The following is a 15,537-nucleotide window of genomic DNA, read 5'->3' as shown; positions in this document are numbered from 1 at the left end:
TGTTTATCAAGCCATGTAGACCGAATTTTTTATTTCAATTGTGCTTCTATAAATTCTCGTACTGCAGCGGCATCGTTATCCATGATGGTAACACGCTGTGGTAAATCTTCCAGCCCAACCAAATTATCTGGCCGCGGGATTTTGACATTATCACCAACGGCCTCATGGATGGTCTGGGCAAATTTAGCTGGCTGTGCTGTTTCTAGACAAACAATAATTTCACCAGCTTCGCGCAATTGCCGAGCAACTTTTACACCGTCAGCAGTATGCGGATCTATTAGCTTGCCGTCTTCTGCATAAACTTGTGCAATAGTATGCAGACGATCGGTATGTGTGCTTTTACCAGCTGCAAAGCCATACTGGTTGTGGATTTTGTCGAGCAATGGGCTTAGATCAAACCCGCTGCCAGTGGCTACCTGTTGCCAGAGCTGCTGCACTTTAGTGCCATCGTGGTCCAGCAAATCGTATACAAAGCGTTCAAAATTGGAGGCTTTGGAAATATCCATCGAAGGGCTGGATGTAACAAAAGTATGTGCTGCATCCCGCGGACGATAATGTCCAGTATTGAAAAATTCGTTCAATACATCGTTTTCATTGGTGGCAACTATCAGACGGTGAATGGGCAGACCCATACTGCGCGCAATATGTCCGGCCAGTACATTACCGAAATTACCGCTTGGGACACAAAATGATACTTTCTGCTCGTTACTATTGGTGGCAGCAAAATAGCCTTTAAAATAATACACCACTTGCGCCACAATTCTGCCCCAGTTAATCGAATTAACCGTACTCAGATGGTAATTAGCCTTGAAAGCATGATCATTCTGTAAGGCTTTCACGATGTCCTGACAATCGTCGAACATACCTTTGATAGCAATATTGAATATATTGCCGTCCTGTAAGCTGTACATTTGTGCACGCTGAAAATCGCTCATTTTGCCAAAGGGCGATAACATGAACACATTTACTCTGTCTTTACCCCTCAAGGCATATTCAGCTGCTGAACCAGTATCACCGCTGGTGGCACCGATAATATTGAGATAACGGTTTTCACGTCCTAGCACATATTCAAAGAGATTGCCCAATAACTGCATGGCCATATCTTTAAAAGCTAGTGTAGGGCCGTTTGATAGCGCTTGAATATTGACACCGTCATGCAACGTTCTCAGAGGCGTAATTTCATCACTACCAAATACATCTGCAGTATAGGTTTTGCTAATGATTGTCTGTAAATCCGCTTTAGGTATGTCAGTAGCAAATAAGCTGATGATTTGAAGAGCCAGCTCAGCATAGCTCAATGAGCGCCAGTCATGCAGAGTAAATGCATCGATATGTGGATAGCTTTGTGGCAGTAACAATCCACCATCATCAGCCAGCCCTGCCATTAATGCCTGACTAAAGCTTTTTGGTGCTGTCTGCCCTCTGGTACTAATGTATTTCATTGTTTCTCCTGTATGATTCTGAAATCATATCTGAACCATAGTTAATAACGCTGCATTCCGTAGCTGCATTTTTCAGCCTCTGATGCAATTAATACACTTACATTCTGCTGGCGATTTTGTGGATTGACCATTTTGATTACTTCTTCGATGCCGAACTTACGTTTGTTTTGCTCAGCAATACAACTACAATACTGTTTACTCACTCCAGAAAGGTCAATTGTACCGAGTCCACGGATAAGCAGTGGCTTACTCAGCTGACGCTGACACTCATTATTAATCATGTAACCAGCTATGCCGGAGATCAGTCCGTACTCTGCTTTTTTATCATATTGAATACCGACCCCTATCACTACCACTACAAAAACCAGCAGAAACAATATTTTATTCATGAATTTTTGTCAGTTGCATTATAATCAAACCCGAATACAACCACCCTTTTTTTAAGATATGTAATCTCACGATTATACACGCAATGTAAAATCTGAATAGCGGGCAAACTTCTTTCAATCAGGTACAATATCTTACACGAATTGCCGTGTACAGAATGACACGATATGGATTTATTTAATCAAAAACCTTTAGCCCCGCTGGCAGAACAGTTACGTCCGCAGAATCTGGATGAAGTGATCGGCCAGCAACATCTGATTGGTGAGGGTAAACCATTACGGGTCGCAGTAGAAACTGGACATCTACACTCTATGCTGTTGTGGGGTCCTCCTGGCGTAGGTAAAACCACACTGGCACGCATTCTGGCACAGAGTTTCAATGCTCAGTTTATTCCATTGTCAGCGGTTTTTTCCGGTGTTAAGGAAATTCGTGCGGCGGTCGAAATGGCGCAGCTAGCATTACAACATGGTCAGCGCACTATATTATTTGTAGATGAAGTTCATCGCTTCAATAAATCTCAGCAGGATGCATTTTTACCCTATGTAGAAAACGGTCTTTTCACATTTATTGGCGCCACCACTGAAAACCCCTCTTTCGAAGTGAATCCAGCTCTTTTAAGCCGCTCACAGGTTTATACGCTGCATTCGCTCAGCATTGAAGAATTAAAACAGCTTCAGCAGAAAGTATTTAGTCTGCAGGCTTTCAAAAAATTCAGTATTGATGAGGATGCTCAGATACTCATTCTCAATAGTGCCGACGGTGATGGTCGGCGTTTTCTGAATCTTCTGGAACAATTAATTCACACTGCACAGGCTCAGCAGCAAAGTGTTATCAGTGCCGCATTAACGGCCAGTAGCCTTGGCACACAGTTACGTCGCTTCGATAAAGGTGGTGACAGCTTCTACGAACAGATTTCTGCTTTACATAAGTCTGTACGTGGTTCCCATCCTAATGCCGCTATTTACTGGTTTTCACGCATGCTCGATGGTGGCGCAGACCCGCGCTATCTGGCAAGGCGCATTATCCGTATGGCGTGGGAGGATATCGGGTTGGCAGATCCTCGGGCAATGCAAATAGCGAATGATGCTGCCCTCACTTATGAACGTCTGGGCAGCCCCGAAGGCGAACTAGCTCTAGGCCAGGCTGTATTGTATCTAGCCTGTGCTGCCAAAAGTAATGCAGGATATATGGCTTATAATGAGGCACGCGCGTTTGTTAAACAGCATCCCTCCAGTGAAGTGCCTGTACATTTGCGCAATGCACCTACTAAGCTAATGAAAGAGCTGGGTTATGGCCGAGAATACCGTTATGCACACGATGAACCCAATGCTTATGCAGCTGGTGAGACTTATATGCCAGACGGTATGGAAGAACCGTCTTTTTATCAGCCAGTAGCACGCGGGCTGGAAATTAAAATCGCGGACAAGCTGGCATTTTTACATAATCTGGACGAAGAGGCCGGTCAGAATGCAAACAAATAAGCAATCACTCTGTACACTTGAAACCCAGCCATTTGGCTTGATAGATGGAGAAAGTACCACACTATGGACATTGTCCAATAGCAACGGCATGAAGGTATCGATAATGGATTTTGGTGCCATTATTACTTCAATTGTAATACCAGACCGAGACGGCAATGCAGTGGAATGTGTACTGGGCTTTGATAATGCTGAAGACTATGCCAGCAATAGCTACCGTTTCAACAATCCGCATCTGGGAGCAGTAATCGGGCGACATGCTGGCCGTATCAGCCATGCGCAAGCAAAGCTAAATCAGGAATGGATTCAGTTGTCACCCAATCTGGGCGAGCATCACATGCATGGCGGATTTTGCGGCTTCGACCAGAAATGGTGGACAGTGCGTACCACGCACACAGATGACGAATGTGCTTCCATCACGTTGCAATTATTCAGCGCCGATGGAGAAGAAGGCTACCCCGGCAATCTGAACGTTCAAGTTTGTTATACTCTGACAGCTAATAATGAGTTAAATGTTGATTTCAGCGCTGAAACAGACCGAGATACGTTGATTAATCTTACTCAACACAGTTATTTCAATCTAGCTTTGCGTGAAAATACTGTCAGCGAGCATCAGTTATGGTTGTTACCTATGGAAGTAATTGATACAGATGCAGATATGATGCCTACTGGTGAGGTTTCTAAGGCACCAGCAGCACTGGATTTCCATTCTGCCCGCCCTATTGGCAATAGTGTAATTGATACTGCCTATATCTTACCTCCTCATTCCAATCAAAGCATTGTAGCGAGTATTAGCGCGCCAGATACGGGACTTTCCATGGCGGTTAAAACTGATGCACCGGTAATGGTGATTTATAACGCCCAGCATCTGACTGAACAACTGATACCGCAACGTAAAGCACTGCAACCATTTGCTGCCATCTGTTTTGAACCGCAGGGTTATACTGATGCAGCGAACCAGCCAGCTTTTCCCAATAATATTCTTCGGGCTGGGACTACATATAAACAGCATATCAGCTATATATTTAGCCGCAGTCCTATCCAACCCATACGTAGTTAATTCTACTTAGACCTACACCTGCTGGATGAAGGCAAATTAAGGTGTAAAACCCTTTGATTGCTAAACAGAGTAAATCCGGTTCGACTAAGGACTATATCGGTACATTGCTCGTGATAAAATGAATACGTCTTTTACCAACCCTTATTGCTTAGCATGAAATGGAATGATATTCAGGCCATAGCATTCGATCTTGATGGTACGCTGGTCGATTCAATTGCCGATTTGTGTGCAGCGGCCAATCATATGCGTGCCGAAATGAATCTGGCACCTTTACCCGCAGAAGAACTCACCAGCTACGTAGGCGATGGTTTGTCTAGTCTGGTGCATCGTGCTCTCAGTGGAAGTAAAGACGGACAGGCTGATGAAGCTAGCTGGGCACAAGGTTTTACTGCTTTTATTGCTTATTACCGTACTCATCTAAGTGTTCATACCCGTCCTTATCCTGAAGTTGAAACCGCATTAGCTCTATTTCGTAACAGAGGATTACCCTTAGCGGTAATTACTAATAAAAATGAAATTCTTGCAGTGGAATTATTGTGCGAACTGGGACTGGCCGATTCTTTTAGTTTAGTGGTAGGTGGTGACACACTGAGTGAAAAGAAACCCTCCCCTATGCCCTTATTGCACACAGCCGAAGTATTAGGTGTTGCTATTCAAAATTTATTAATGGTGGGTGATTCAGCAAATGACATTCTTGCAGCCAAAGCTGCCGGTGCCTTAAGCTGTGGCGTAACTTGGGGCTATGCCGATATGGGACTACTGGCACAAAACCCCGATACCAAACCAGATATCATTATTGACCATCTGCCTCAGATTGATGATGGCATGCGGCATCATAGCGATAGTGAAATCCGCGCATGAAATCAAAAATCAGCTTACGCGGCCGTGCCATTGCTATATTGGCACGACAAGAAATCAGCCGTGCTGAGCTGACACGTAAATTACGCCCGCATGTAGAAGAAAACGATGATATTGAATCTTTGCTAGATGAACTAGCCGAGCGGCACTGGCAATCTGATGCTCGCTATGCGGAAACCTACATCAACAGTAAAAGCCGTATACACGGCAATCTTCGATTACAGCAAAGCCTTAAACAAAAGGGAGTTAAAGCAGAGCTAATTGCCGATTATCTGCCAAACAAAGCGGAACAAATCAGTAATGCAGTAGCTGTTTTACAAAAAAAATATCGCCGGCCTCCATCTGATTTAAAAGAAAAGCACAAATATATGCATTTTCTAGCCTATCGTGGATTTAGCATGGATATTATCAATACAGCTATGCATCGTGCTTGGGAAGAGAGTATTCTTCCAGAAGAAGAATTTTGGGAATAGCGTATAAAAAGCAATAATAAAAAATTGATGGGTTTGATAAAAAAAGCTGAATTAATTATGCGTTTAGTTTTTGGCAAATCGCGATAATTAAAAAGTCCGGTAATTGGCCGGACTTTTTAATTATTGACAGAATATATCAATGCAGACTGACATCTTCACGTTTCACTCTGTCATTACTGGTGCCGGTAGGTTTGGTTGACCAGTAACCTGCAAGAAACGAACCGGAAATATTATGCCACAGTGAGAATATTGCTCCGGGGATTGCAGCCATTGGCCCAAAAAAATTCGTGCCTAATACTGCAGCCAGACCTGAGTTCTGCATACCTACTTCCAGTGCAAGGGTACGACAAATGGATTTATCAAAACCAAACAGCCGTCCACCCCAATATCCACCAATCAGCCCCAAACCATTGTGCAGAATTACGCCAAATACAACTATAGCCGTTTCAATCCCTATTTTATCACTGCTCAGCGAAACTACCGTCGCCAATACAAGGATAATTACGCACATGGTAATCAATGGCAATGAGGGTACAATTTTTTTTACTTGCTGCGGGATAAAATAATTTATCCCCACTCCGATAGCAATCGGTAATGCCACAATAAGTAAAATTTCCTTGAGCATATTCACTACCGGTACAGCAATAGAAGCTGCAATGTACAATTTAGCCAGTAATGGCGTAGCAAAAATACCCACTACAGTAGACAGCGCACTGATGGTTACCGAGAGTGCAACATCCCCTTTAGACAGAAATACCATAACGTTGGAGGCAGTACCACTGGCTACACATCCTACCAGCACCATGCCTGCTTGCAATTCCGGCGACATGTTAAGCAATCTGGCTATCAGCCAAGCAGCCAACGGCATAATCAGATAATGCAGGCCAATACCGGCCACGATTGGTGCCGGCCGTTTTAATACACGGGTAAAATCGGCTATTTTCAGCGTCATGCCCATGGAAAGCATTACCAGCATCAGCATTTCTGAAATATAAGGTTTCAGTGGTGCGAAAACAGCAGGATTCAGATAGGCGAAGATAGAACATAAGGCTGCCCACAGTGGGAACAGCCTTGTAATGATAGCAATCACGAGAATTTTCTCATGTAATAACAGTAATCAGCTTAGGCAGCCATTGCTTTGATTTTGGCAGCCAGACGGCTTTTATGACGTGCAGCCTTGTTTTTATGGAAAACACCTTTATCAGCAATGCGATCAATCACTTTAACGCTTTCGCTGTAAGTAGCCTGAGCAGCGGCTTTATCACCAGCTTCAACAGCTTTCAATACTTTTTTAACCGCAGTGCGAAAAGCGGTACGCAAGCTGGCGTTGTGAGCACGTTGTTTTAGTGCTTGGCGAGCGCGCTTACGAGATTGTGCACTATTGGCCATCAATATCTCCTAACATACATATACAAATCATGAAACGCCGAATTTTAATGACTTCGCAGCATAAATGCAAGTGCCCTTGTTGTTTTTTAGCTGGCTTCGGCTGGTGGCAAGTAATTAAGATTACTTAGCTTACTCGTGTTTTTCGTCCTTGATGATGGCATTTTCCGGCAGCTGGCGGAAGTAATCACTATGCCAGTATGCTTGTGTCCCTTCACGTATCAGTACCAAGCATACGGCAGCCAGAGGCAGCGCCAGCAGCATGCCTACAAAGCCCAGCAACTGCCCAAAAGCCATTAAGGAAAAAATTACCCAAAAAGGTGACAGGCCAATGCGGTCACCGACAATTTTCGGCGTAACGAAAAAACTTTCCAGAAACTGGCCAATTGCAAACACACCCCATACCATCAGTAGTCCTGTCCAGCCATTAAACTGCAATAAAGCTGCCAGCGTAGCCAGCAACAATCCGGTAAATGCACCCAGATACGGTACAAACACCAGCAAACCAGCCACCATGCCAATCGCAAATCCTGATTCTAGTCCTACCAGAGCGAGTCCCAAACCATATACCAGCCCCATAATGACCATCACTAATAATTCACCGCGCAGAAATTCACCCAGAACAGTATCCATATTAGTGGAAATGCGATTGTAGACCGGTAGAGCTCGGCGAGGAATCAGGTGGCGGATACCGGCTGTCCAGCGGTTCCAGTCGAGTAGAAAGTAGTACAACAGGAATGGCAATAATAACAGATTGGTTATCCATTCCACCATGCCGCTGCCATGCTGCCATACCACTGGCAACACTTTCGAAGCAGCATCCTTAATGCTGGCATTGTGAGTTTGAATCCATTGACCAACATAGCGGGACATGTAATCAGCATCCCAGCGTAGGCGAATATGAAAAGTCTGATTCAGCCACGGAACCAGTTTATGATGAACCCAATTGAGAAAATCTGGCAGCTTTTCATAAATGCTGTCGAGCAGATTAATCAGCATTGGTATGACAATCAGTAACAATACCACGATTACACTCAGCCCTAGCAGCATCACGAGCATGGCTGCAATAGAGCGTGGGATCTTCAAACGGCGCAACTTTTCTACCAGCGGATTAAGAATATAGGCCAGAACCCCTGCTGCTACAAAAGGCATTAATATCGGTTTTAGTCCGATAAACAAACTGATGGTGCCCAGTAGTACTAGCGCGCCAATAATCCATGGAGTAACAGGAGAATGTTTTTTGCTGTTGATATTCATTAAATATACTCTTGCTGATTAAAAAAATAAGCTTGCAGCAATAATCTGGCAGTAATCTGCCTTTTATTATTCTAATAATAACTGAATAAATAACGTTCTGAAATAATTTATCTGCTGAGGTGATTATATCTGTAAATATTACGTAATGATAATTGAATAATCTATCTCATCGATTTCTATCTTCTCACTGCCCAATAAAAAAGCCAGCTGTTCGAACCAATTCGAACAGCTGGCTATAACAAGCCTTCAACAGCTTATTTTTTACGCTGTGGCGGTAAATCAGTACAGGTTCCCATGGCTACTTCAGCAGCCATGCCAATAGATTCACCAAGTGTTGGATGCGGATGAATGGTACGGCCGATATCGTCTGCATCACAACCCATTTCGATGGCAAGACAGATTTCACCAATCATGTCGCCGGCACTGGGGCCGACAATGGCACCACCAATAATCAATCCACTATCGGCATCGAAAATTAGTTTCGTCGCGCCCTCACTGCAACCATTGGCTACAGCTCTGCCAGAGGCTGCCCATGGAAACACTGCTTTAGTGATTTTGACACCATCTTTTTTAGCCTGATCTTCGGTTATACCAGCCCAGGCCACTTCTGGATTAGTATAGGCCACGCTAGGAATTACCCGTGCATCGAAATAGGCTTGATGACCGGCGCAGTTTTCGGCAGCAACGTGACCTTCATGTACAGCTTTGTGCGCTAGCATTGGTTGGCCGACAATATCTCCAATTGCATAAATATGCGGCACATTAGTACGCATCTGTTTGTCTACATTGATAAAGCCACGGTCGGTAACCTCTACACCGGCATTTTCAGCACCAATCAGCTTACCATTCGGGGCACGGCCGGCAGCCACCAGTACTAGATCATAGCGTTGTGGTTCAGCTGGTGCTTTATCACCTTCAAAGGTAACATAAATACCGTCTTCTCTGGCTTCGACTGCTGTGGTTTTGGTGTTCAGCATAATATTATCGAAACGATGTTCGTTTTTCTTTTGCCAGATTCTAACCATATCACGGTCAGCGCCGAGCATCAGGCCACCCATCATTTCCACTACATCTAGGCGTGCACCAAGTGTACTGTAAACCGTGCCCATTTCTAGACCAATGATACCGCCACCGATTATCAACATTTTTTCGGGCACAGATTTCAATGCCAGTGCACCGGTAGAATCGACAATGCGTGGATCCTCTGGAATAAACGGCAGATTCACCACACGACTGCCGGCAGCAATAATGGTGTTTTTGAAAGCCAGAGTAACTTTTTCGCCGGTTTCTGTTTTACCTTCGCCGGAAGTCAGTTTGACCTCAATGTGATGTGGATCGATATACCGGCCATTACCGCGGATAATATCGACTTTACGTGTTTTAGCCATACCGGCAAGACCACCTGTCATTCTGGCAACTACATTTTCTTTGTAGCTGCGTAGCTGGTCTATATCAATTTTTGGAGCCGGATACTCAATACCATTGGCTTTAAGCTCTTTCACTTCGTCAATCACTGCAGCGTTGTGCAACAATGCTTTGGAAGGGATACAACCCACGTTCAAACACACACCGCCTAGCGTGGCATAACGTTCTACAACTGCTACTTTGAGGCCTTCGTCGGCTGCAGCAAAAGCTGCAGAATAGCCACCAGGGCCACCGCCTAACACGACTACATCATATTCAGCATCACTGCTGCCGCTGTAAGTGGCCGCTTGCGAAGCTGCAACGGGAGCTGTTTCACTGGCCGGTGCCGCTGCTTTGGCTGTTGCAGCCGCAGCTTCTATTACAGCAATCACCCCACCCTCAGAAATTTTATCGCCTACTTTAACTCTAACTTCCTTTACCACGCCGGCTATTTCAGCCGGTACATCCATCGTGGCTTTGTCAGTTTCCAGTGTAATGAGGGTATCGTCTACCGCAATGGTATCGCCCGTTTTGATTTCTACCGCTATGATATCAACATTCTGATAATTGCCAATATCCGGTACTTTCAGTTCAATTAAGCTCATGATCTAACCTTTTCCAGACTGTTGTATGTTAAACAACAGTATGTGCCTGCATTTCATGTATTCAGGCTGCCGAAAACGTTTCGGTTTTCAGGCAGCCTCCGGAATTGAAGTTTTACAGAGTAACGCGGCGGAAATCAGCCAGCAGCTGGCTGATAAATACCAGAAAACGCATGCCAGCTGCGCCATCAATCACACGATGGTCAAAAGATAGTGACAACGGACACTGTAAGCGCGGTTCGAACTCCTTACCATTCCAGCTTGGTTTAATCTGCGATTTGCAAACGCCAAGAATCGCCACCTCAGGTGCATTGATAATTGGCGTAAAGCCGGTGCCGCCGATGCCACCTAGAGAAGAAATGGTGAAGCAGGCACCTTGCATTTCCTGTGGTTTGAGCTTTCCTTCACGTGCACGCTTACTCATGTCGGCCAGTTCCTGCGTGATTTCTTTGAGGCCTTTTTTATCAGCATTTTTGATAACTGGTACAACCAGACCATTCGGCGTATCAGCAGCAAAACCGATATTGATGTATTTTTTCAGTATCAGGTTATTGCCATCCAAAGATGAGTTGAATTCCGGAAATTCTTGCAAGGCTTTCACACAGGCCAGAATGATAAAAGCCAGCGGAGATACTTTCAGTCCTGCGCGCTCCCATTCTTTATTCAGTTGCTTGCGGAATGTTTCCAGTTCGGTCATGTCCGCATCTTCTTGCAAGGTGACATGCGGAATCATTACCCAATTGCGTGCCAGATTCTGACCAGATATTTTCTTGATACGGGACAGCTCTTTGACTTCGATTTCACCAAATTGACTGAAATCTACTTTCGGCCATGGCAATAAATCCAAACCACCACCCAGAGCAGTGCCAGCACCACCATGCTCGACTTTCTGCATGACTTCTTTGACAAAATTGCGCAAATCAAGCGGAGTGATGCGTCCTTTGCGACCGCTGCCACTTACTCGACCTAAATCTACACCCAGCTCACGCGCCAGTTTACGCACAGAGGGGCTTGCATGGGCTTTTTCAAACCCTTTTTCGTCGATGTCAGAGCTGCCAAATGCTTGAGAAACATGGCTCTTAATTTCGGCACGCAATTCATTGTTTTCTGCTGATGGCGTAGCTGCAACCTGTTTTTTGATTTCCGCAGCTTGTTTTTGATCCTGTGTAGCCGATTCAGCAGCAGGAGCAGAAACGGCGGCTACTTCGATGAGTGCACTGCCTTCTGATACTTTGTCACCCACCTTCACATGTACAGCGGTTACCTTTCCGGCCACTGTGGATGGGACATCCATGGTGGCTTTGTCGGTTTCGAGTGTAACCAGTGTCTGGTCTACAGCGACTTCATCACCTACTTTGATGTCTACTTCTATAACATCTACATTAGAAAAATTACCGATATCAGGTACATTTACGGCTACTGGCTTGGCTGTGGTAGCTGCCGGCACTGTAGCTGCAGCTTTGGCCGGAGCTTCGGCCGTTTGCGTTGTAGTGGCTGCGTCAGCAGCTTCTACTTTGACAATCACACTGCCTTCTGAAACTTTATCCCCCACTTTTACCAACACTTCTTTTACCACTCCTGCGTGGTCAGCCGGTACGTCCATGGTGGCTTTATCGGTTTCAAGTGTAATCAAAGTATCGTCTACGGCAATTTTATCGCCCACTTTTACAGCCACATCAATGACATCGACACCGGTATAATTACCGATATCCGGTACTTTTATTTCTACAATCTGACTCATCATTATGTCCTTTGGTGACAGCAGGCTGTTGCCTGCGTCCGACAATCGTTAGCTTATACAGCCAACAAAACCTGCCTGAAACCCAAGAGGATTCAGGCAGTCGGTTCATTAGCGTGTCCAGCTCGGTTCTACATCAGCCTTGATACCATATTTGTTGATGGCATCCTGAACAACCTGTTTGCTGATTTTACCTTCATCAGCTAAGCCATTCAGAGCAGCCACCGCTACGTGGTAACGGTTGATTTCAAAGAACTCACGCAAATTGTCACGAGAATCACTGCGGCCGAAGCCATCTGTACCCAACACAGTAAATACGTCTTGTGGGACGTAAGCACGGATACGGTCGGCAAAGTGACGTACATAATCGGTAGAGGCCACCACCGGTCCTTCATGGCCAGACAGCAGTTGAGTAACATAAGGTACTTTCTGGGTATCTGTTGGATGCAGACGGTTGTAACGTTCAATATTGATACCATCACGGTATAGTTCATTAAACGAAGTCACGCTCCAAACATTGGCTTCTACGTCAAAGTCCTGTTTCAGTAGTTCTGCTGCAGCTATCACCTCTTGCAATATCACGCCGGAACCCATCAGCTGCACTTTTAGTTTGCCGCCTTTAGCTTCCTGCAACAAATACATACCGTTTAGAATCTGCTGTTCTATACCTTCACGCTGTGGCATGGCCGGGTGTTTATAGTTCTGGTTCATCAGAGTGATGTAATAGAAAACATCTTCACGGTCTACATACATGCGCTGCATACCATGCTGAATAATTACAGCTACTTCATAAGAGAATGAAGGATCATATGATATACAGTTTGGTATCAGTTCTGCTTGTATATGACTGTGGCCATCCTGATGCTGCAAACCTTCACCGTTTAGAGTAGTACGGCCGGCGGTACCACCCAGCATAAAGCCACGGGCTCGTTGATCCCCAGCAGCCCAAGCCAGATCACCAATACGCTGGAAACCAAACATTGAGTAATAGATATAGAATGGAATCAGTGGATAATCATTGTTTGAATAGCTAGTAGCAGCTGCTATCCATGAACTCATGGCGCCTGGTTCGTTAATACCTTCTTGAAAAATCTGACCGTTTTTAGATTCTTTATAGAACATGAGCTGGTCATGATCCTGCGGAGTATAAATCTGTCCTTTCGGATTCCAGATCGCATACTGACGGAACAAACCTTCCATACCAAAAGTACGGCTTTCATCCGGTACAATCGGCACGACGCGTTTACCGATGTTTTTATCTTTCAACAATGTGCTCAAGATACGCACAAACGCCATAGTCGTAGAAAATTCTCGGTCGCCACTATCTTGTAGTTGTGCGGCAAAATCGCTCAGTGGCGGAATTGGCAGTTTTTCAGAATCGGGGTGACGATATGGTAGGAAGCCACCGAGCTGAGCACGACGCTCTTTCATATATTGCATTTCTTCACTGTCTTCCGGTAAGCGGAAGAATGGAAGAGTGTGTTCCATCTCTTCATCGGTAACCGGAATTTCGAATCGGTCACGGAACTGTTTCAGAGATTTCATGTCCATTTTCTTGGCCTGATGGGCTGTATTTTGCGCTTCGCCAGAAGCACCCATGCCATAGCCTTTAATGGTTTTAGCCAGAATCACAGTTGGACGTCCATCTGGATTGTTCACGGCTTCGTAGTAAGCTGCATAAACTTTATGCGGGTCATGGCCACCACGATTCAGAGACCAAATTTCATCGTCTGACATATTGGCTACCATGGCTTTCAGCTCAGGCGTATTGAAAAAATGTTCCCTTACATAGGCACCATTCTGAGACTTATACATCTGATAATCGCCGTCTACACATTCTTCCATGCGTTGTTTCAGCAGATTGTCTTTGTCTTGAGCCAGCAGCGCATCCCAGCGGCTGCCCCAGATTACTTTCAATACGTTCCAGCCAGCACCGCGGAAGTTGCCTTCCAATTCCTGAATAATTTTACCGTTACCACGTACCGGACCATCCAGACGCTGTAAATTACAATTCACCACAAAAATCAAATTATCTAGGCCATCACGGGCTGCCAGTGCAATCGCACCCTGACTTTCTGGCTCATCCATTTCGCCGTCGCCACAGAATACCCACACTTTACGACCCTGTGTTTTGGCCAGACCACGGGATTCGAGATATTTCAGTAAGCGAGCTTGATAGATACCCTGTATTGGACCAAGCCCCATAGATACGGTTGGAAACTGCCAGAAATCAGGCATCAGCCAAGGATGTGGGTAAGAAGATAGGCCGTGACCATGAACTTCCTGCCGGAAATTTTGCATCTGCTCTTCAGTTAATCGACCTTCTACAAAAGCTCTGGCGTAGAAACCGGGAGCACTGTGTCCCTGGAAAAATACAAGGTCGCCTTCTTGATTTTCTGTTTTACCATGCCAAAAATGATTAAAACCGACATCATACAAAGTAGCACAGGATTGGAAGCTGGCTATGTGGCCACCCAATTCGAGATTTTTTTTGCTAGCGTTCAATACTAGTGCCGCTGCATTCCAGCGTACCAATGATCGAATACGATGTTCTAATTCATGATTACCCGGTGATTTTTTTTCTTTACCAACAGGAATAGTGTTGAGATAGGCGGTAGTGGCTGAAAATGGCATGTAGATGCCACGGCGGCGTATATAGCGCACTAAGCTTTCCATTAAATAATGTGCGCGCTCAGGCCCCTCTTCTTTTAATACTGAACTGAGCGAATCCAACCATTCCTGGGTTTCAATCGGATCGATATCTTGATCATGGAAGTCAGCAGACATAGCAATATCCTCTTTCATATGGGATTGAGTCATGAACAAAACACTTTATGTTGTTGCTATTTCATCTATTTATTTTCTTTTTATCATCAATTACTTTAATTGCTTTACCAAATTGATAAGAAAAAATACATATAAATTCAAACAACTTACAATAATTCAGCATAATCCAAACTGGATAAAAGCATAGATTATTGTGATGCAACATACTGTATTTTCGCTTAAATCGTACCAGTGTAATAGGCAATCGGCAATGTCTTTTTACACCAATTTTCTGATTTAAAACAACCAAACATATGTTCACAAACTAGTATATATCAGCCTTTTAGTCTGTAGATTAAAGGACAAAAAAGGGTAATTCATTGGCGCATAAAGTAAATGAAAGACGGATATAACCTTTAAAATGTTATGAGCATTAACACAAATCATTTATATTTGAATGATTTTAAAAACACAACGCTAAACAAAAAAAAATTATTCTATTAAGCTTAATTTTACACAAACCATTATGCATACAAATATTTTATATTCATTAATAACATATACATAATAAAATGTTTTTTAGATTACAGAATAAACCTTTCAGATCCACTGAAAAAATTTTCTGTATCTTTGTTTTTCTTATTTCTATTTAAATTTATTTTTTCTATTTAAATTTATTTTTATGT

Annotated in this window: 12 protein-coding genes; 4 read left to right on the top strand and 8 right to left on the bottom strand. The window is 44.2% G+C overall.

Annotated elements, in window-relative coordinates; genetic code table 11:
* Positions 1–29: 29 nt before the first annotated feature.
* Positions 30–1,442, bottom strand: a complete 1,413-nt coding sequence (gene thrC, locus BHC43_RS06290) for a threonine synthase (RefSeq protein ID WP_100156840.1) — start codon at positions 1,440–1,442, stop codon at positions 30–32.
* Between the two features lie 41 nt (positions 1,443–1,483).
* Positions 1,484–1,831 carry a hypothetical protein gene (locus tag BHC43_RS06285; RefSeq protein WP_100139943.1) on the bottom strand — a complete coding sequence of 116 codons (348 nt, stop codon included), beginning with the start codon at positions 1,829–1,831 and terminating at the stop codon, positions 1,484–1,486.
* A 165-nt stretch (positions 1,832–1,996) separates the two neighbouring features.
* On the opposite strand from BHC43_RS06285, the gene BHC43_RS06280 reads away from it, so the two are divergent.
* The 4 genes from BHC43_RS06280 (at position 1,997) to recX (ending at position 5,698) form a co-directional block, all read left to right on the top strand.
* Positions 1,997–3,310 (top strand): replication-associated recombination protein A, encoded by a 1,314-nt coding sequence (locus BHC43_RS06280; RefSeq protein WP_100156839.1) that lies wholly within the window; start codon positions 1,997–1,999, stop codon positions 3,308–3,310.
* Positions 3,297–4,367 carry an aldose epimerase family protein gene (locus tag BHC43_RS06275; protein WP_100156838.1) on the top strand — a complete coding sequence of 357 codons (1,071 nt, stop codon included), beginning with the start codon at positions 3,297–3,299 and terminating at the stop codon, positions 4,365–4,367. Before BHC43_RS06280 ends, BHC43_RS06275 begins: the two co-directional genes overlap by 14 nt.
* 153 nt (positions 4,368–4,520) lie before the next feature.
* Positions 4,521–5,228, top strand: a complete 708-nt coding sequence (locus tag BHC43_RS06270) for a phosphoglycolate phosphatase (protein ID WP_100156837.1) — start codon at positions 4,521–4,523, stop codon at positions 5,226–5,228.
* Positions 5,225–5,698 (top strand): recombination regulator RecX, encoded by a 474-nt coding sequence (gene recX, locus BHC43_RS06265; RefSeq protein ID WP_100156836.1) that lies wholly within the window; start codon positions 5,225–5,227, stop codon positions 5,696–5,698. Before BHC43_RS06270 ends, recX begins: the two co-directional genes overlap by 4 nt.
* Before the next feature lie 136 nt (positions 5,699–5,834).
* On the opposite strand, the gene panS is transcribed toward recX, so the two are convergent.
* From panS to aceE, 6 genes are all read right to left on the bottom strand, one after another.
* Positions 5,835–6,788 carry a ketopantoate/pantoate/pantothenate transporter PanS gene (gene panS, locus BHC43_RS06260; RefSeq protein WP_100139938.1) on the bottom strand — a complete coding sequence of 318 codons (954 nt, stop codon included), beginning with the start codon at positions 6,786–6,788 and terminating at the stop codon, positions 5,835–5,837.
* 32 nt (positions 6,789–6,820) lie between these two features.
* A complete protein-coding gene (gene rpsT, locus BHC43_RS06255; RefSeq protein WP_100156835.1) occupies positions 6,821–7,087 on the bottom strand; it encodes a 30S ribosomal protein S20 in 267 nt (88 codons plus the stop codon).
* 129 nt (positions 7,088–7,216) lie between these two features.
* A complete protein-coding gene (locus BHC43_RS06250) occupies positions 7,217–8,335 on the bottom strand; it encodes an AI-2E family transporter (RefSeq protein WP_370389361.1) in 1,119 nt (372 codons plus the stop codon).
* 260 nt (positions 8,336–8,595) lie between these two features.
* Positions 8,596–10,350, bottom strand: a complete 1,755-nt coding sequence (lpdA, locus tag BHC43_RS06245; RefSeq protein WP_100156834.1) for a dihydrolipoyl dehydrogenase — start codon at positions 10,348–10,350, stop codon at positions 8,596–8,598.
* 112 nt (positions 10,351–10,462) lie between these two features.
* Positions 10,463–12,088, bottom strand: a complete 1,626-nt coding sequence (gene aceF, locus BHC43_RS06240) for a dihydrolipoyllysine-residue acetyltransferase (protein WP_100156833.1) — start codon at positions 12,086–12,088, stop codon at positions 10,463–10,465.
* A gap of 108 nt (positions 12,089–12,196) precedes the next feature.
* A complete protein-coding gene (aceE, locus tag BHC43_RS06235; protein ID WP_373885636.1) occupies positions 12,197–14,905 on the bottom strand; it encodes a pyruvate dehydrogenase (acetyl-transferring), homodimeric type in 2,709 nt (902 codons plus the stop codon).
* Positions 14,906–15,537: the final 632 nt, after the last annotated feature.

The organism is Snodgrassella alvi, assembly GCF_002777855.1.
Taxonomy (GTDB): domain Bacteria; phylum Pseudomonadota; class Gammaproteobacteria; order Burkholderiales; family Neisseriaceae; genus Snodgrassella; species Snodgrassella alvi_E.
Note: the sequence above shows the minus strand (reverse complement) of the source record. Positions and strands in the feature narration are given on the sequence as shown.

Coding starts and splice junctions, on each gene's coding strand:
- thrC (WP_100156840.1), bottom strand. CDS start 1,442: ATGAAATACATTAGTACCAGAGGGCAGACAGCACCAAAAAGCTTTAGT.
- BHC43_RS06285 (WP_100139943.1), bottom strand. CDS start 1,831: ATGAATAAAATATTGTTTCTGCTGGTTTTTGTAGTGGTAGTGATAGGG.
- BHC43_RS06280 (WP_100156839.1), top strand. CDS start 1,997: ATGGATTTATTTAATCAAAAACCTTTAGCCCCGCTGGCAGAACAGTTA.
- BHC43_RS06275 (WP_100156838.1), top strand. CDS start 3,297: ATGCAAACAAATAAGCAATCACTCTGTACACTTGAAACCCAGCCATTT.
- BHC43_RS06270 (WP_100156837.1), top strand. CDS start 4,521: ATGAAATGGAATGATATTCAGGCCATAGCATTCGATCTTGATGGTACG.
- recX (WP_100156836.1), top strand. CDS start 5,225: ATGAAATCAAAAATCAGCTTACGCGGCCGTGCCATTGCTATATTGGCA.
- rpsT (WP_100156835.1), bottom strand. CDS start 7,087: ATGGCCAATAGTGCACAATCTCGTAAGCGCGCTCGCCAAGCACTAAAA.
- lpdA (WP_100156834.1), bottom strand. CDS start 10,350: ATGAGCTTAATTGAACTGAAAGTACCGGATATTGGCAATTATCAGAAT.
- aceF (WP_100156833.1), bottom strand. CDS start 12,088: ATGAGTCAGATTGTAGAAATAAAAGTACCGGATATCGGTAATTATACC.
- aceE (WP_373885636.1), bottom strand. CDS start 14,905: ATGACTCAATCCCATATGAAAGAGGATATTGCTATGTCTGCTGACTTC.